This is a genomic window from Fulvimonas soli, from assembly GCF_003148905.1.
Classification (GTDB): Bacteria; Pseudomonadota; Gammaproteobacteria; order Xanthomonadales; family Rhodanobacteraceae; genus Fulvimonas; species Fulvimonas soli.
In genome coordinates this window covers 203453-221784 of the sequence record NZ_QGHC01000007.1, presented here as the reverse complement: position 1 = coordinate 221784, position 18332 = coordinate 203453, and the positions used below count along the sequence as shown (strand labels likewise).

General features: G+C 66.4%; 8 protein-coding genes. 2 read left to right on the top strand and 6 right to left on the bottom strand.

Translation table 11 applies throughout. From position 1 onward, the window contains the following. Positions 1 to 34: 34 nt before the first annotated feature. The 6 genes from C7456_RS10995 to C7456_RS10970 all read right to left on the bottom strand — a co-directional run bounded on the left by C7456_RS10995 (position 35) and on the right by C7456_RS10970 (position 14146). Positions 35 to 5692, bottom strand: a complete 5658-nt coding sequence (locus C7456_RS10995) for an AAA domain-containing protein (protein ID WP_109723795.1) — start codon at positions 5690 to 5692, stop codon at positions 35 to 37. Positions 5693 to 5978: 286 nt separating this feature from the next. Further along, on the bottom strand, positions 5979 to 6920 hold the full coding sequence (locus tag C7456_RS10990) for a type I-G CRISPR-associated protein, Cas3-extension family (protein ID WP_139942817.1): 942 nt from the start codon (positions 6918 to 6920) through the stop codon (positions 5979 to 5981). Further along, entirely contained in the window at positions 6910 to 9885 is a 2976-nt protein-coding gene (gene cas3g / locus C7456_RS10985) for a type I-G CRISPR-associated helicase/endonuclease Cas3g (RefSeq protein WP_109723793.1), read from the bottom strand. Before cas3g ends, C7456_RS10990 begins: the two co-directional genes overlap by 11 nt. After that, positions 9882 to 11522, bottom strand: a complete 1641-nt coding sequence (gene csb2, locus C7456_RS10980; RefSeq protein WP_170120207.1) for a type I-G CRISPR-associated protein Csb2 — start codon at positions 11520 to 11522, stop codon at positions 9882 to 9884. Before csb2 ends, cas3g begins: the two co-directional genes overlap by 4 nt. Then, positions 11522 to 12736 carry a type I-G CRISPR-associated RAMP protein Csb1/Cas7g gene (gene cas7g / locus C7456_RS10975; protein ID WP_109723791.1) on the bottom strand — a complete coding sequence of 405 codons (1215 nt, stop codon included), beginning with the start codon at positions 12734 to 12736 and terminating at the stop codon, positions 11522 to 11524. The genes csb2 and cas7g overlap by 1 nt, the downstream gene beginning before the upstream one ends. Positions 12737 to 13321: 585 nt before the next feature. Beyond that, positions 13322 to 14146 (bottom strand): SWIM zinc finger family protein, encoded by an 825-nt coding sequence (locus C7456_RS10970; protein WP_170120206.1) that lies wholly within the window; start codon positions 14144 to 14146, stop codon positions 13322 to 13324. Positions 14147 to 14519: 373 nt separating this feature from the next. Here C7456_RS10970 and C7456_RS10965 point away from each other — a divergent pair, with 373 nt between their 5' ends. Both C7456_RS10965 and C7456_RS10960 read left to right on the top strand, forming a co-directional pair. After that, positions 14520 to 16745, top strand: coding sequence for an NADP-dependent isocitrate dehydrogenase (locus C7456_RS10965; RefSeq protein ID WP_109723789.1), 2226 nt, complete (start codon positions 14520 to 14522; stop codon positions 16743 to 16745). A 513-nt stretch (positions 16746 to 17258) separates the two neighbouring features. Beyond that, positions 17259 to 18320 carry a TraB/GumN family protein gene (locus C7456_RS10960; RefSeq protein ID WP_109723788.1) on the top strand — a complete coding sequence of 354 codons (1062 nt, stop codon included), beginning with the start codon at positions 17259 to 17261 and terminating at the stop codon, positions 18318 to 18320. Positions 18321 to 18332 lie beyond the last annotated feature (12 nt).

Genomic DNA, 18332 nt, shown 5'->3' with positions numbered 1-18332 from the left:
GGCTGTCCCGCGCTTTCAAGCGCAGAGCGAACGGCTACGACATCGCCCTTCCGATCCGTGTCAGCACGGTTTCGCGGTCGAACAGCCATTCAACGCCGTCGACGTGCACGACGCGCCAACCACGTCGCCGAAGTGCGGCTGCGCGTTGCGTACGGCGGTAAGCGCCGTCGTCGCCGTCGCCTTCGTCGCACAGGATGGCGACCTGGTACGTCTTTCCGTCGAGGCTGCCTTCGAGCGCAACGTCCACCTTGAAGCGTGAAGCGCCGACATATATGGATACTTCGATGCCGCGCGCCAACAGCGCTTCGGCCACTTGCCCGGCCAACGGTACGAAACCTGGAAGGGCGAGAGTGGCTGCCGTCGGCATTGCGGCGTCCGATGGCGTGCGTACGAGATCGAGCGTACGTGCCGCAAGCGTGCGCGCACCGGACGACAATTGATGCACGTATTCGAGATAAGCTTTGAATAGGCGTGGGCCGTCGTTCTTCGCACGTGCTACGCTCAATTGATCCGGGTGGAACGAGGCGACGACGATAGCTTCCTCACGCGCACGCGATACGGCGACGTTCAGTCGCCGCTCGCCGCCCCGCTGCCCGAGCGGACCGAACCGGGCCGGCACGTAGCGCTGCACACCGCGCGTTTTGTGCACCCGCTCCACCGGCGCGTGGCCCAGCGTGAATAGGATCACGTCGCGTTCATCGCCCTGCACGTTCTCGATGTTCTTGACGAAGGGGCGGTCGTCGAGCTGCTCGTGCGCCTCCGCGGCTGCATAGCGCTGGGCGAACTCGCCATCCGAGGCGCGCCGCTTGTCAATGGCGTCGAGCACCGCAAGTCGCTGCGATAGGTTGAACGTGATGATGCCGATGGTCGGCGGCTGCAACCTGCCCAGCAGCTCGTGGACGAGATCGACCACTTTCTCGGCCTCGACGTCGTTGCGTCCATCCTCGTAGCGGGCATCCGGCACGGCCACCCAGCGCATGGCCGGTGGCACCGGCGGCCTGGCCGATGCGGGACAGGTCATCAGCGAACCGCCATACATGGCATGATTGGAGAATGCGATCAGGTCTTCATCCTGGCAGCGGTAGTGCCAATCGAGGCGTCGCGACGGCATGCGTTGCCGCGCGAGGGTGAGAAGCGATTCCGATTCCAGAAAGTCAGCGGGTTCGCCTTGCCTGCTCGCTTCGTCCTCGCCGTCGTTGCGCGCGGCCTTGAAAAAGGACGTAGGCGGCATCTGTCGATCGTCGCCCGCGATGGCCACGCGACGCGCACGTAACAAGGCGGGGAAGCCGTTCGCGACAGTGCATTGCGAGGCTTCGTCGAAGATGACGATGTCGAACACGGGTTTGCGCGGAAATAGTACGGCCAGTGTTTCCGGCGACAGCAGCCAGACAGGAAGCGCGTCGAATAGACCCTGTTCGACATGGTTGCGCACGAAGGTACGCAGCGGTGGCAGGCCGCGTTGCCTCGCGGTCTCGTGCTGGAGCTTTTCGCGGGCGGCCTGTTCCGGTGTCCGGCGCACGTATTTCCCGGTGGCGGCCACCTTGAGCAGCGGCGTTGAATTCGCGCGTTCCAGGATACGACGGCGGGTAACGAGCGCCTGTGTTTCGAGCGCTTCGTTCAGACGCTCGGTCGCGTTGTCGTCGACGTGGCCACTGCGCAGGTGTGCCGGCAGGTCGTTCCCGGCAGCTTTCACGCGATCAATGGCCCACGCCTTCAGCACGAGATCCGACCATTGATGCGTGTTTGCGTCGGCGCAGGCGGCGACGATCGAGCCGCCGCAGCCGTCGATGGCGCAGGCTTCGGCCAGGCATATGTCCAGTTCGGCCACGCGGTCGGATTGTTCGATGAAGCGTTGGTGCAGGTCGTGCAAATCGGTCACCGGAGTGCGGGTATCGATGTGGTGGAAAATTCGGGCGGCCTCATCGATCGCGGCGCGGTGCTTGCGCCACGCCTGCGCGGCGGCGAAGCGCTCGAGTACGGCCTTTTGCCATGCGCCTGCATCCTGCGGCAACCACGCATCGAGCGATTCCAGCGCGCCGCGTATGCGCCGCAAGGTTCGCACGGAATCGGTGATTTCGGCCACGTCCTGAAGCGCCTGTGCGATCCGCTTTGCATCGCCGTTCAAATGGCGGCTCAATCCTGTCTCCGCCAGGACGGCGTCGGCTCGTACCCACAGCCCGGCGAGCCTCAAGCGCTGATGCAGATCGCGCAACAGGGTTGTGTCGATGCGGCGACCCAACGCATCGGGCCAGACGCAGGGCAATTGTCGTGTAATGGCTCCTCGCGCCTTCCACCAGTCCGGTGACAGGAAACGCAGCAGCGAAGTACCGCGCGCCAGCATGGTGTGCACGGCCTGTGCGAATTCGGGGCTTGCGCTTACCCGTACCGGCGCGGGATGTGCCTGCCAGGCGGCAGATTCGCTCATCCACTCCGCGTGCAGGGCAAGTAGCGGACCGCACAGATCCTCCCGGTTTTCCAGCAGCGCCGTACGCAGCGCATCGGTCTGCTTGAGCGACTGCAAGGCCTTGTTGCCGGTCAGGATGGCGTCGACTTGCCGCGCACACAATGCCGGATCGACGTGCTGGCGCGCGGCCAGCACTTCCACGGACTCGGCCGTTTGCACGGCGTGGCCCAGCGCCTGCGCGAACGACGCACGAGTCTCGCGCGAACTCGGGGCCAGCGATTGCCGTGACCTGCCTTCGGTCGGGCGCCATGGACTGTCCGGTGCCAGCAGGTCTGCCCATGGGCGGCAAGCCGCCACCGCACGTGCCAGCTTCAGCGCGGACGCGGCGGGAACGTCGGCTAGCGGTGGCATGTTCGGCGGCACCGTGGCCGCGATACCCGCCGCAAAAGTGGCAAGCTGCCCCAGCGTCGGTTCGCCCGAGGTCGTGAAACGCGCATGCGCGATGCGCGAGCGCAGCAGCTCGGCCAGCGGCGCGGGATCATTGGCTTCTATTGTGGGAGCCGGATCAGGTTCTTCCGCCTTCGGCTCCAGTCGCGCGTGAATCTTGCGGAACAGCGCCTTGCGGTCGTCCGCCACGTCGTGGACGACACCCACGAGCTTGCTGAAGCCGATGCCGGCCAGACGGTTCGCCACCACGTCCAGCGCGGCGCGTTTCTCCGACACGACGGCGACACGCTCGCCGCGGGACAATGCGTCCGCGACCAGGTTCACGATCACCTGGCTCTTGCCGGTGCCGGGCGGTCCGTCGATGACGAGGGCCGGCAAGGCGCCGGCCATACGCACGACTTCGACCTGCGATGGATCTGCGCCGATCACCAGCGCAGGCGCCGACGGCACGGCTGCGGAGGGGGCTGGTGCGCCGGGTTGCCGCAGCGAGGCCGGCAAGAGTTCGTTCGCACAGCCGAGCAGGGCACCGACGTCCGCGTTCGGTCGGTCGAGATCGGCAAGCAGCTGTTCGTAGTCGTGCAGCAGTTCGGAGCGGGATTGTGGGAACAAGCCGATGACAGCACAGGCTTCGAGCTCCAGCCGCCGGCCCGTCCAGGCCGGCACGTCGTCGTCGAGCGGGTCAAGCACATGCAGGTCGCCATCGACCTCGAACAGGTCCACGCCGATCTGGCGCAGGTGCTCTGCTAGCGCGGGCGCACCCGCGCTGGCATCCGCGGCCAGGGCATCGAGCCGGTGCGCAAGATCGTCGGGAAACGGCAGATTCGCCTTGAGATGGATGAGTCGGAACAGTGCCTGGTTGGCGGCGGGAGGCTCGTCACGCACGGGCACCAGCGCCATGCCGCCGCTGCCCTCCGGTTCAAGCTCCACCGAATGCAGCAACAACGGCGCGCGCACCACATAACCCTCTATTGCGCCGCGCACAAAACCGGTGCCAAGGTACAGGTCGCGTGCGCCGGTTTCCTCGCGTCGGGCGAGGTGTTCCCGCCGCAGTTCGACGAGCTGGCGGAGCAGGATGGCCGCGTCCTTCGATTGACCGGCCTGCTCGCCTTGTACCAGTGTCACGCGGCGCCCTTCATGTGCGAGCGCGAGGCAGCGGTCGCCGTGCCCGACCGAGACGCGCGACAACGCGGCGAGATCGAATGCGCGCCCGGTACGGATTTCGCGCAGGCGCACGGAGGGACTGTGTCCGTCGCCGCTGACCAGTTCATCGCGCAGGCGACGGATCGCGCGGCGCAGCGCATCGCGTGTCGGCAGCGGTTGCTGCGGGACGGTCGGCGCGGCGTGTCTGGGCGTCAGGATGAAATCGTCGTCCAAGTCGATCGTGGAAAGATCGGCCTTGGTCATGAGTGCGGCGCGATCCAGCGCTGCGGCGATCTGGACAAGCACGCCGTCGTTGCGGTCGGTGCCGCCAAGCATGCGCAGCAGGCGGCGAAGTGTGACTTGCGCGCCGCGCCGCCGAGCGATCGCGGCGAGATAGGCATCCAGCGCCGGAAGCGCGTCTTGCGTGCGGATGGGCAGGGGTTTGGTTGCTGTTTCTTCGCGCCGCTCGACCGTGATACGCCGCATGACCGGGCGCATCAGCGAACCGAACAGCTCCTCGCCATCGAGCAGGCGGCCGATCTCGATCACGCGTATGAGTTCCCGTGCGTCCACCACGCCGTCGGCCATCAATACATGATGAAGAAGGTTGAATAGCGGCCTCAGGAAAGCCGCCCCCCAGGCTTTCGCAACGGGCGCGAGCGCCTCGACGCGGCGCGCCGCTTCATCCGGATCGAGCAGGCGGCGCCAATCGGGTACCAGCGGCGCGAAGGTTCTTTCCAGAATCTCCGCCTCGTCGTCGCTCAGCAGTTCGTCGGCCATGGCGACCAGCACGGCCGATGCCAATGCCAGTTCATGCAGCTCCGCCGGCGGTGGTTCCAGGTATTGGAACGTGCCGTCGAGACCGGGTCGACGCAACACGCGTTCGATCAACGCATCGACGTCGGCAATGGCCCGCGTGGCGGGGCCGCATCCGGTCAGTTCGTGATACAGATCGGATTCGCTGAAGAGCCACGCTGCCCAGGCGCGTACGCCGTGTTCGGGGTGCGTGACGCCTTGCGCGCCGTCACCATCGGCCAGGCAGCTTTCCACCAGCTCGCGGCATTGCGCGAGGTATCCCGCAGTGTCACCGCCGAGGGCCTCGGCCGGCAGGCCCGTGGTCGCCACCATCTCGAGGCGCAGCAGGGCGTCGAGATCGCGGGTGGCGAGCAGGGCGTAGCGGTCGGCGGTCAGTTCGCGCGCCATCGACAGCATCGAGGCGAGCAGTGCGACTTCTCCCGGAACATCTTCCGCGGCGGCAAGATACGTCGCCAGTGCGCTGACGTGGGCGTGCGGGGAATCCGGCCCGTGCGCGATGAAGTGGCCGAATTCGTGACCGATCACGGCACGCAGAGCGCCATTGTCGAGCAGGGACAGCAGGCGTCCCTGGATCTCCATTAGGATCGGCTCGCGCAGCAGGTGCATCGCGGCGTTCTCGCGCCCGGCCGATTGGTAGATTTCCACGGCGGCCTGCAGGCCAAACGCATCGCGAATCTCGTTCGCGGCGGCAGTGGCGGCTGGCGCCATCGTCTCGGTGAGCCGCACCGCGCGCCCGAGCAACTGGCGCCGCACGGCTTCTGGTTCGGGTGGCGCGCATTGCACGCCCATCAGGGCCACCCTTGCGTCCTGGGCGAGGCGATCGAGCAGCGGTATCTCGAGCGCCACGCGCACGCGCGCGGCAGTCGCGATCTTCCCTGTATCCATGGCTACTGGCTACTCCTCGCCGGCCCCCCGTGCTGGTCGCCGATGACCAAATCGTCGTTGATAACGTATCCATGGCTACTGGCTACTCCTCGCCGGCCCCCCTGTGCCGGCCTGGTGCCCGTTCTAGCAGGGGAGGGCGACGTGGGCAAGTTGGATCAGCGGAGATCGGGAATGGCTCATTCGGCCACCCTGTGCGTCGACGCTCTATTAGCGCGCTTCAGTACGAGAGGAAGTTATCAGGCATGCCCTATACGGCATGCCTTCGAATGCGTGCAAGCTTGGCCTTTCAGGCATGCGGGACGGGGGAGCCCATCGTGAAGTTGCGGAATTTTCCGGTGGTCAGCCGCCGGCTGCGGTAGACCTCAGCAATCCCACGGGCGCTGAGCCCCTTCGGCTGCACCCTGGCACGGTCGCTGCGTTGCACGTCGGCCATGTCGAGCAGGGAGCGCACCGTATCCACCCCCGCGAACACATCCCAGATCGGCCAGCTCCAGTGCGTCTTACGTGCGCCTTGCGTATGGAAACCGACCGTTTCCAGTTGCCGGTACGTAGGCAGTGTCGGGAACAAGGGCAAAGCTTCGATCGCCAAGCGGTTGGCACCCCACATCGAGCCCATCGACTTGCGATCCGGGTCCCCGCTCGGGTCGGACCAGCGCAAGGCATAGCGGTTGTCGTCGGACGGATCCCAGCGCAAGGTCATATTTTGCACAGGGTCGTCGTAGCGCCAGTGGTCGAATAGCGTCTTGCGCAGATGTTCCGGTTGCACCTGTTCGATGAAGTTGCGCATGAACTTGAGGAAGTGCTGGTGCCCGGCGCCGCTCATCGTGCGCAGCGCGGTATCCGGAACCTTGCCTTCCTTGTCGATGGGATGTTCGCCAGCGAATGCCGTGGCAAAATCCGAACGAGTGCGGTCGCCATCCAGGGACGCTTGCGCGCAGGACTGCGCATAGGGGCGGAAGACACCGAGTGGAACGGAAGGGTTGTCGCCCAGCGCGAAGACTTCGGAAGGTACCGAAGCGGCCAACTTTGCAGACAGGTGTTCGACAAAAGCGTGTTCTTCGAGCGCGGTCTCCATCGCCAGGACGGGACGCCAGGCATTTTCATGCTTCATCCATCGCAATCGGACATCGTCCGAATCGAGCGATAGTACGCGCAGGGTTCCAATTGCGGCGAGGAAGCCAAGCGGATTCGCGCCGTCGATGCCGTGCAGCAGGATGTCATTCGCCATCGCCTATCTCCTGTTCCGGTTCGCTGGCGGTTCGTTCCTCGAACTCGCTGCGCCGGTGGTCGGCAAGCATGTGGATCGCTTCGAGGTAGGCTAGCCCCCACCACCCATACTTGCGTACGAGCCGCCAGAAACGATCACTAATGCCGCTGTCGATGCGTTCGGTGCCAGTCGGTCCGAAGTGCCGGTACGAACGGCCGTTATCGGCCAGAACCAGTTCGCAGCCTTGAGCATCCTCGACAACGGGCGCGAACGGGCGACAGCGGCCGTGGTGACTGGCGATCAGGTGCAATACGAGGTCGAGGTCGTGCGCCTGCGCTTTCACTTCGTCGCTCGATTGCGCGAGTTTCAGCGACAATAATTCGTGACGGCCGCCTTCGGGATAGCCCGAACGATGGCGGGCGCGATCGCGGGAGCGTCGATCCTGCGCGCCATTCGATTTCGCGAGCAGGCCATCGAGCTTGCCCGAGGCGAAGGCTGGTGCGCCGCCGCGCAGCATAGACTGGAAACGTGGATCGGCCTTGCCGAGATCGTGCAGGCTTGCCGCGAGCGCGATGTCGTCGACGAGAACAGCCGGCAATCCACAGGCCGTCGCGTAGGCACGTGCGAAATCAGCAACGCCAGCGAGGTGCTTTTTCAGTGGTACCACGGTGGTGAACGACGAACTGTCGTCCTCGGTGGTGAAGTCGCCAACATGGAAAGCTTCACTGAAGTTCGGCATGAGCCGAAGTGGAAGCGGGTGCTTGCGTTCGATGATCCAGCCCTTGCCGGGAGCATCTTTCGACCCGGGGTACTTCTTGACGCGGAACGATGAACGTCCTTGTTGTGTACGAAGGCTGCGTGCAGCGATGGTGCGCCAGTCGCCGTTTACGCCCGTGGCAAAAGACGCCAAGGCATCGGTCAGCGCATCGAGCACATCCCCGGCGTCCGGATCGGTTTCTTCGGTGTCGGCCTGTTGCTTGAGGAGGTCGGCAAGCCGCTGGCGCGGTGGGCCTTCTGGAAACCGGTCGAGCAATGCCGGATGCACGCGCATGACGAGTCGCCGACGCGCCTGCAGCATGGCCTGCTCGGCCAGGTCGATGTTCGTCGCGTCCGCCTGTGGCACGTAGCCGAGTGAATTCCAGCCACGTCGCGTCGCCGGGACGACCAGCGTGTGCCCAGGACGGATGTGCCGAGGTTCGCCAGCAACGAAGCTCTGGTCGCCACGCCAGACGAGCACGCTTCGGTCAGTCGTCGTGTCGTCGTCTACGGTGACATCGTCCGGCGCATCGAAGCCTTCGACATCGCCCGCGGCCATGTCCTTTTCACCGCGCATCCAGCGCTGGAACTGCACCAGCGGCACACTCATGCACTCGCCGACGCTGGGAGGGCACAGTGCCACCACATCGGCCCAGGTTTCGGGCTTGTCCCGGTCAAGATCGGCGCGCCAGCACACCTGTACGTCCGGTGATTCGTCGCGCGCTCCGTGCAGGAACAGCGAAGGCTCCGCTTCATGCTCGGGTTTCGGACTGGTCTGTACCCACTGATCAAGATAGGCGGGCTGCATGACCGGTGCGTCGATTGCCTCAACCAGGGTCTGCGCCGGTGCACCACCTTCGAGCCGTGGCTTCATCGCCGCGATGCCGAAATCGACACGGCCCTGCTCATCGGCTTGTTCCCCGAGCCAGGCCCAGGTGCCGCGCAGGGCAGATCCATAGATTGGGTCATCGTCTTTCAGGCTGTCCTTCGTGATGACAACGACGCCTGGTGGATACGCTTGCGGGTCGACGCCCTCGGGTTCGCCGAGGCGGTACAGGCGCCCGAAGCGCTGACGCAATGCGTCCAGACTGGCGCATTCGGTGACCAAGGCGTCGAAGTCGAGATCGGCGCCCACCTCGATGCATTGGGTGGCCACGACGTACACCGGTTTGTCCGGCGATGCAGTGGAGCCGCTGCGCAGTACGTCGCGCCATTGCCGCATACTCGCGTCGCGGTCGAGCGGGCGCATGCGGCCGATGAACAGCGCCTTTTGCGACGAAGGAGCGGTTAGGCGATCGAACACGAGCTGTGCGCTGCGCACGCGATTGACGATGATGCCGATGCGATTCGCACCGGCTTTGGCCAGGGATTCCGCCTGTTCGGCTAGGCGGACGGCAAACGGGTCGGTGGCCGTGCGCTCCCCGAGTTCGATCAACCGCGCCGGCTTGCGTGCACGAAGTCGGCGTCCCAGCGTGTCGTTTGCTTCGTCCGCGGCATCCAGCTCGAACGAAAGTGTTTCAGCATTGTCCTCGCCCGTGGCTCGGGGTGTTGCCGACAGCAATGCATACGCGAATGGTGTCGTCGGGACGGCTGATCCGAACGCCGTCCGATACCGGGCAATCGCTTCCAATGTCTGCCGGAACGGGTTGGAGCAATGCGCTTCATCAAGCAGGATCAGTGTGTCGTTGGCGACGAGTCCAGCGTGCAGAGGCTGCAGGTAGTCGCTCACGCCGTAGCCGCGGAACAGCAGGCGCGAGCCGACTTGATCCACGGTCGAGCAGACCACCGTCGGCTGGCTTGGCGTGCGCGCCCAGGCATTGTCACGATAGGTGCCGCCGCGCAACTGGAAGCAGGCGAGTGGATCGGTATCGCCACCAGGGTCGACGCCGCGGCGCTCGCGCAGGCCATCGGCGACTTCGAGAAGAATGCCGTCATCCGCGGTGCGAAGGCGCTGCGCGATGTCGTTGGCGTGGTCAAAGGCCTCGTCCACGATGACGCGCCGGTCGACCACGAACAGGATGCGCCGTGGCGCCCGTGGTGCACCGGCCGCGAGCGCATACAGCGCAATGTCGATGCATGAGGTCTTGCCGGTCGCGGTCGGCAGTGACAACGTGTGGGGCCACTCGCCCCGCATGACGGCATGGCATAGCCGCTTTTGCCATGGGAACGCCTGTTGTCCGGGATGCAGTGCCGCGAAGAATTCCTCGAACCGTTCTGGCGTCAGGCTCATGCCTTGTCCCTCCGGTAGGGCATGCACAGACCATAGCCACGGAAGCGGCCGGCGCCGATCAGCATCGGGCCACGCACCGCCTCCGGGAATTCCAGGCAGACGTGTACCTGCTGGCGCGCGCTGCCGTCCTTGCGACGCAGGGCAGGCACGGAACGGGCATGAGGCACGCCGGTCAGGAAGCCGGTGGAGGAGATCTGGACCTTCTTCGGGCGCGGCAGCCCAATGCGCGTGCAGGCATGGGCGATCTGCTCCCTCGTTTCATCGTCGAAACGACTGCGCTTGCTGTGCCGGTCGAGCGCGACCGGCGTGACGCTGGCCCACACGGTCGCACCACCGGCGTCACCACACCAGCGCTGCGCCCGGAACGCCTCGCGCTCCGACTCGCCAAGGTCGAAGACGACATCGATGTCGAAGTCGTGACCGTGGTAGATCGTTAGAGGTTTCGGATTGCCGTCGGAATCAAGATCGAACAGCGGCCCCAGGCAGCGACCGACCTCATGGCCCGGTACGTCGCGCGGGATGGCGAGCGCGACGCCCATCACGTGGCCTTGGGCATGCGGATTGGCGACGTTTGCGATCGGCAGTACCGCGAGATGCGGCTGCGTCGTCGGAGTGCCATCGGCGCGGTGGCCACACAGCCATTCCGGCGGCGGCTGTATTTGGCTGTGTGCCATGACGGTATGACGCCATGCGGCCATTAGCAGCGGCATGTTGTCGAGCCATAGCCGCTTGTCGGCGGCTTCGCCGCGATCTTTCGGCGGCCTGCCAGGGTCTTCGCGGGAAGGCTGGCGCGGGATCTGCCGGAACATCAGCAGGCGATCGCTGAAGATCGTATGCGGAATGACCGGCTGTTCGGGTGTGATGGATGCATACGCGATGGAAGTCGCCGGTGGCGGGCGGCGTGACGGTGGAGCACCTTTGCCGAAACGCGTCTCCTGTTCCTCACGCAGTTTTTTCCTGGCCGCACCCTTGGCACTGGCTATGGCACTTTCGAGTGCGATCCATGCCAGGCGTTCGCTTTCGTTGTAAGCCTGTTCGAGCTGGGCCAGCCGGCCGGTTTCCGTCACGCGCAGGGGCAGCCCCGCGCCCTTCGTGGGTCGCATCGTCGGATCCGGCGGCTCCGGTTCGATCCAGGCCTGTACCAGCGAGGCCGAGTGGCCAAGACAGGTCAACTTGGCGCACAGCGCGGCCAGTGCCGTGCGGATGCCTTCGTCGGGCTCGGCATCCGGCCAGATGAAATATACGGTGTCGTTTTGCGGCACGACCACCGGGAATTGCCGCGCCTGACGCAGCCGTCGTTCCGGCAACAGCAGCAGTCCTTCGGCAACTTGTTTGGCGGTCGCGTTCTCCGTAGTGCGCGGTGGGACGACGTCGTTGACCGGTACGTAGTGTGTGACGATGGCGCGGTGCGAAACGTCCTGGCCCATGCTTGCGTGCAGCCCGGGGGCCGCCTGCTGTTCCAGCCACAGCAGCGCCGCGCGTTCGGTGGAATCTCGGTCGGTTTCGAAGTGGGCGGCGGCCAGGGCCATGAACAAGCGGTCGGGGTGCGGCGGCCATTCGGCCGTCGACTTGTCCGATCCGTCCGCCGTTGCCGCCATCGACCAACCGTTCAGGTAACGGATGCCGATGGCGATCATCAGCCTTCTCCCGCCTCGGTCGTGGCGATCGCCAGGTCCTGGCTCTTGCGCACCAGCGCGGCGAGCTGCGGCGACGGCACCAGTTCGAGCGGCTCGTCGAGCCATGGCAGGCCGGCGGCCTTGGCCGCCTCGACGGCTTCGCGATACAGCGCGATCGCGCCGGCACGATCGAGCACATAGGACTTCGGCTCCTCGCCCGGCATGTCGAGCAACTCCCAGCGAGAGGTTTCCACCGGTACCAGGTGGCAGCGCGAACGCAGGTCGCTGCCGGCGGATTGCGCCAGCGTCGATCCGCACAATGCGAGCGCGGCCAGCGCGGTCTGCGCGGCACGATCACGCGCGGGGTCGCGCTGGCCGTCGATCGGGAAACGCAGGCGGCGCAGCGCGGGCAGTGACAGCGTACTTGTACGCAGCGCATAGGCGATCGTGAAGCCGCCATCGCTGATGCTTGGCGTCACATTGCCGTGGTTGACTTCGGACGGTTTGCCGTCTTTTCCGGCTTTGACGGGCTTGCCCTTCTCCTTGGCCGCCTCTTTCTCGTCGAGCGTCCAGCCGCCGTCGGCCCGCAGGTACACCGGACCAGCGCCGAGTCGGACCTCGGCGGGATCGATGCGGCTCGCGGTCTTTTTGCCCGGCACCGCATCGATGCCGACCACTTCGGATACGTAGGCGCGCGCGAATTTCGCGCCGAGACCGCCGCGTGGACCGGTGGAATCCCACAGTCCAAACACGAGTGCGGTGGGACACAGTTCGAACAGGGCGGTCGCATTACGCAGGTCGACATGATCGATCTTGCTGCCATGTACAGACTTACGAAACTCAATTCCGTCCAGCAGGCTGTCGCGCAATAGCGCGTCGGCGATGCGGTGCGGCGCTTCCAGGCTGGTCACGCGGAGGTCGCGGCGCAAGCCTTGCCCCGCGAAATCAACGGTGATCACCGGCAGCGGAATCTCCTTGTCGTCCCACGCATCGAGCAGTGCAAGCTCGACGTGGTTGGCTTCTGACTGCACGGAGTTCAATACCACGCATGGCACCGGTGCTTCGCGCCCGGGGATGCGACGTTCCTCTGTTGCGTATTTGCCGCCTTCGTAGGTGGCGGGAAACACCGGGCTACCTTCGCCGCCGGCCGGCTGCAACTTCTGACGGCAACGGAAAGCCGCAGCCGAACCGGCGACGGCATTGCGGACGAGATCGAGCGTGAGCTTGTCGTTCATGTTGATTCCCCTGGTGAGTGATGGCGCCATACGTGCCCATGCAGCTTAGGAGGAGTGTGTCTCCCATCATGAGACGGGATTGCGGGACGAATGAGGCCCGCAATGACTTGCGGGGATGTTCGCTTTTGGCGAAGAGGTGAACCGTTGCGTTCAAGCTTCAATGAGGCCCAGGCTCAGGTTGCCCGAGGTGGCTGTATACCCCCGTCCTACCGGGCTTGACAGATTTTGGTGGGAGAGTATCTTTAAGCTTGAGTGTTTAGATGTCAAGGTTGTATGAGAAGAGATAACTGTTGCTTTCAAGAAAGTAATTTTTGAACCTTGCTGTGGTCTAGACACAGCTAAGGAGTGCGCGACTCAACGCTCGGATGGTTTCGCGCGTTGCCATGTAGTTTCACGGCTCGCATAGCATATCGCTTTCGCGTCGGTTGGCAATCCTTTTGATCTGAGCGCCAATGCCGGTTGGAGGCGAAAGTCATGCTCAGAAGATGAAGTGAATCTGCAAGTACAAAGCCAGAGAGCGGCGAACTCACAGTTCGCCGCTCTCTATTACTTGTTCGTCCGAACAGTGCTTCCAGATCTTCCTCGTCAAACCTCAACTTCGTACTGGCCCCGCCGCCTTCCAACACGGCCTGGGCCAAGCGTGGGGCCGCGTTCCAGCGGCTGGATGCCGCGCTCGGACCAGACCGGGTAATGAGTCAGCGGATATTCCAGGGCGCGCTCGGCCTGGATGGAATGGAGTGGATCACGACCCACGCCAGGCCGCCCAGGGGTGCGGATGGTGCGGCGAGCAACAGGGCCAGTATCGTGGCCGTCGGTTCCGGCCAGCCGTCCGGTGGCGCGGGCACGGGGCCGAAGCGTTCGTTCGCCCGCAGCGATTGCGGGTCGACCCATGACTGGTGGGCGGCACGACTTTTCGAAGGGCGCAGCCAGGCCGATAGTGCCAGCAGCCTGTCCCCCTGGCCGTCGCGCAGGAGAATGCCGAAGCGTCGCTCCGGTTCCGCCGGCGGGGCCGTTTGGACGATACGGTCGAGTGAAGCCAGCCACTGGTTCCATGAGGATAATTCGGCGTCGGCCTCTCGCATGGCCGCGATTGTCCGCCAGTCGGGCGGCGCGGGCGAAGGGACGGTAGGAAGCCTGTGCCGGCGCCGCGATATTGCCCGCCATGCCCAGCAGCATCGCAGCGGCGTGCTTGCAGTCGCCCCCGACCGGGCAACTGCAACCGGTTTCCATCAGCAGGTGGCGCTCGTGCCGGGAAATGCGGATGCGGCATTCGTAGACGCACTTGCCGCTGCCGGATACGGAACCCTCCAGCAGGATGCCGCTTGCGTCCGGGGAGGGCCGCAGGTCGAGTACTTTTCCGCGCCTGGCGTAGTCGAGACCGCGCTGCAGCGCGCGCTCGTCGATCGCCATTCGCATTGCTGTAGCCATTGCGGGAGTTCGGTGGTGGGCATGGTGCGCAGTGGGCGAGGGGATCGATATCCTGGCGGTCTTCCGGCGCCGGGACGAGCGGCCGCATCTGGCCGGAAATGGTCGCCGTCGACGTCCTGCGGACGAATCGCCAGGCATAGGAGACATGGCTGCTTCCGCTTTCGGTCGGGGAGCGAAAACGCGACAATGTCCGGACGTCGAGCATGGATGCGGCCGCGCAGGTCCTGCGCGCCGTCCGTGTTGCGGCGGTCCGATTCACCTTCCCGGTCGCGCCGGGGCGGCCGGTAGCTACGACACCGGTCGCCATGGGCGGACCGAGACCGAGCCTATGCCGCCCACGAGGTCGAAGCACGCCATGTCCCAGTCCCCCCGCATCATCTACACCCTCACCGACGAAGCCCCCTTCCTCGCCACCCAGTCCCTGCTGCCCATCGTGCAGGCGTTCGCGGGCACCGCGGGGATCGCGGTGGAGACGCGCGACATCTCGCTGGCCGGGCGCATCCTGGCGCAGTTCCCCGACGTGCTGAAGGACGGCCAGAAGATGGCCGACGATCTGGCCGAGCTGGGCCGGCTGGCGACCACGCCGGAGGCCAACATCATCAAGCTGCCCAACATCAGCGCCTCGGTGCCGCAGCTGAAGGCCGCGATCAAGGAGCTTAAGTCGCAGGGCTACCCGCTGCCGGACTACCCGGACGAGCCGAAGGACGACAAGGAGAAGGACGTCAAGGCGCGCTACGACAGGGTCAAGGGCAGCGCGGTGAACCCGGTGCTGCGCGAGGGCAACTCCGACCGCCGCGCGCCGCTCTCGGTGAAGAACTACGCGCGCAAGCACCCGCACAGGATGGGCCCGTGGAGCAAGGACTCGAGGACCCACGTGGCGCACATGGACGGCGGCGACTTCTACGGCAGCGAGCAGTCCACGGTGGTGGAGCAGCCGACCACGGTGAAGATCGAGTGGTTCGGCAAGGACGGCTCGCGCAAGGTGCTGAAGGAGAAGACGGCGCTGAAGGCCGGCGAGATCATCGACGCGGCGGTGATGAGCCGCAAGGCGCTGGCCGCCTTCGTCGACGCGCAGATCGAGGACGCCAAGAAGCAGGGCGTGCTGTTCTCGCTGCACCTGAAGGCCACCATGATGAAGGTGTCCGACCCGATCATGTTCGGCGTGGTGGTGGGCGAGTTCTACAAGGACGCGCTGGCCAGGCACGCCGACGCGCTGAAGCAGGCGGGCTTCGACCCCAACAACGGCATCGGCGACCTCTACGCGCGCATCGCCACGCTGCCGGCCGAGCAGCGCGCCGCCATCGAGGCCGACGTGCGCGCGCAGTACGCGAGCCGCCCGCCGCTGGCGATGGTGAATTCCGACAAGGGCATCACCAACCTGCACGTGCCCAGCGACGTGATCATCGACGCCTCGATGCCGGCGATGATCCGCGACTCCGGCAAGATGTGGGACGCCGAGGGCAAGCTGCAGGACACCAAGGCGGTGATCCCCGACCGCAGCTACGCCGGCGTCTACCAGGCGGTGATCGAGGACTGCAAGGCGCACGGCGCGTTCGACCCGGCCAGCATGGGCAGCGTGCCCAACGTGGGCCTGATGGCGCAGGCGGCCGAGGAGTACGGCTCGCACGACAAGACCTTCCAGATCCCCGCCGACGGCACGGTGAAGGTGACCGACGAGGCCGGCCGCGTGCTGCTGGAGCACGCGGTGGAGGCCGGCGACATCTGGCGCATGTGCCAGACCAAGGACGCGCCGGTGCAGGACTGGGTGAAGCTGGCGGTGACCCGCGCGCGCCTGTCCGGCACGCCGGCGGTGTTCTGGCTCGATCCGCAGCGCGCGCACGACCGCCAGCTGATCGCCAAGGTGGAGCGCTACCTCAAGGACCACGACACCAGCGGCCTGGACATCCGCATCCTCGACCCGGTGGCGGCGACGAAGCTGTCGCTGGAGCGCATCCGCCAGGGCCAGGACACCATCTCGGTGACCGGCAACGTGCTGCGCGACTACCTCACCGACCTGTTCCCGATCATGGAGCTGGGCACCAGCGCCAAGATGCTGTCCATCGTGCCGCTGATGGCCGGCGGCGGCCTGTTCGAGACCGGCGCGGGCGGCTCGGCGCCCAAGCACGTGCAGCAGTTCCTGGAGGAGGATTACCTGCGCTGGGATTCGCTGGGCGAGTTCCTCGCGCTGGCCGCCTCCTTCGAGCACCTGGCCAACCGCTACGGCAACCGGGCCGCGGGCGTGCTGGCGAAGACGCTGGACCAGGCCAACGGCAAGATCCTCGACAACAACAAGTCGCCGGCGCGCAAGGTGGGCGAGCTGGACAACCGCGGCAGCCACTTCTACCTCGCGCTGTACTGGGCGCAGGCGCTGGCGGCGCAGGACGACGACCCGGCGCTGAAGGCGAGGTTCGCCCCGCTGGCCAAGGCGCTGACCGAGCACGAGGCGAGGATCGTGGCCGAGCTCAACGGCGCGCAGGGCAAGCCGGTGGAGATCGGCGGCTACTACCACCCGGACCTGGCCAAGGTGGGCCGGGCGATGCGGCCGAGCGCGACCTTCAACGCCGCGCTGGCGGCGCTGTAAGGGGCGCGGGGAAGACGGCCACGGGCGCCGCGTGCGTCCGTGGCCTCGGGATGGCGCGGCGTCGGCGGACGGGCGCCATGCCGCGCGGCCGGAACCCTGCGCGCGTTTTCAGGTCCCAATGGCGCGTCGCCGAATCTCCCCGTTCCACCGTTATCCGGCGCAGGCCGGACGAGCGCGTGGCGCAGAGCGTCTGCGCAGCAGGCGGCCCCGAAAGGGGTGCAGCCAGTCATCCGGCGCGCATGGCGCGCGGAACATGCGACATGGGTTTTTGTCCGCTTCGCGGGGCATGTTTGGACTGGATTCCGGCCTGCGCCGGCATGACAGGAAGGCCGGCCGCCGAATGGGGCGGGTTGCGCCGCCTGCGCCCCGGCATCCGCCGGCGATGCGGGAGCGGTGCCGGTGGCATGCCGTGCCCGCGCCACCGCGCTGGAATGACTGTTGAACACGGTCGATGGTCCGCATCGGCCGGATGCCAAGGAACCGCCCGCTTTCATGTCCCAAGGAATCCCGCGCATGCTCCTGGTCCGATCGTCCCTCCTGTGGCTGGCGCTCGCGCTCGCGTCGCCGGCATTCGCGCAGACCGCCGCCCCCGCGCCGCCGTCCACCGCCGCCGTCACCGAGCTGCCCGCGGTCAGCGTGAGCGGCGTGCAGCCCGGGCCGGGGCTGTGGAAGGTGAGCAAGGGCGACCACGTGCTGTGGGTGCTGGGCACCATGGCCAACCTGCCGGCCAGCGTGCAGTGGCGCTCGGACGAGGTGGCGCAGACCCTGGCCGGCGCGCAGGAGCTGATCCAGCCGCCGCGGGTGAAGCTCAAGGTGGACACCAGCTTCTTCGGCAAGCTGTTCCTGCTGCCCTCGGCCTACAGCGCGCGCAAGAACGCCGACGGCAAGACCCTGCAGGAGGTGCTGCCCGCGCCGCTGTACGCGCGCTGGGCGGCGCTGAAGGCGAAATACATCGGCCGCGACGGCGGCATCGAGCGCTGGCGGCCGATCTTCGCCGCGATGGAGTTGTACAAGCAGGCACTGAAGAAGAGCGGCCTGCGCGGCGGCGGCCAGGTCGGCGACGCGGTGGCGGCGATCGCCAGGCAGCACGGCGTGCGCGTCACGTCCACCGACTACACGCTGGAGATCAAGGAGCCGCGCGCGGCGATCAAGGCGTTCAAGGCCGCGGGGCCGGACGACGTGGAGTGCTTCGCGCGCACGCTGGACAGCATCGAGCGCGACCTGCCGGCGATCGCGCAGCGCGCCGCCGCCTGGGCCACCGGCGACATCGCCACGCTGCGCCGGCTGCCGGACAGCCGCTACCGCGACGCCTGCGCCGCGGCGCTGTCCGAGGCCGGCTTCGCGCGGCAGCTCGGCATCAGCGACGTGCCGGCGCGCGTGGAGGCGGGCTGGCTGGTCGCGGCGCGGCGCGCGCTGACGATCGACCGCAGCAGCTTCGCCATGCTGCCGATGGAGGAGGTGCTCGACGCGGACGGCTATCTCGCCAAGCTGAAGGCCGCCGGCTATGCGGTGGAGGCGCCGGACGAGGACGATGGCGAGGACGCGCCGGCGGCGGCGGGGAGCGTCGGGCGGTAGCCGGGCCAGGCC

Bases quoted from the DNA above. Each gene is read 5' to 3' on its own strand.
- C7456_RS10995 (WP_109723795.1), bottom strand. From the start codon at position 5,692: ATGGATACAGGGAAGATCGCGACTGCCGCGCGCGTGCGCGTGGCGCTC.
- csb2 (WP_170120207.1), bottom strand. From the start codon at position 11,522: ATGATCGCCATCGGCATCCGTTACCTGAACGGTTGGTCGATGGCGGCA.
- C7456_RS10970 (WP_170120206.1), bottom strand. From the start codon at position 14,146: ATGGCGATCGACGAGCGCGCGCTGCAGCGCGGTCTCGACTACGCCAGG.
- cas7g (WP_109723791.1), bottom strand. From the start codon at position 12,736: ATGAACGACAAGCTCACGCTCGATCTCGTCCGCAATGCCGTCGCCGGT.
- C7456_RS10990 (WP_139942817.1), bottom strand. From the start codon at position 6,920: ATGGCGAATGACATCCTGCTGCACGGCATCGACGGCGCGAATCCGCTT.
- C7456_RS10960 (WP_109723788.1), top strand. From the start codon at position 17,259: ATGCTCCTGGTCCGATCGTCCCTCCTGTGGCTGGCGCTCGCGCTCGCG.
- C7456_RS10965 (WP_109723789.1), top strand. From the start codon at position 14,520: ATGTCCCAGTCCCCCCGCATCATCTACACCCTCACCGACGAAGCCCCC.
- cas3g (WP_109723793.1), bottom strand. From the start codon at position 9,885: ATGAGCCTGACGCCAGAACGGTTCGAGGAATTCTTCGCGGCACTGCAT.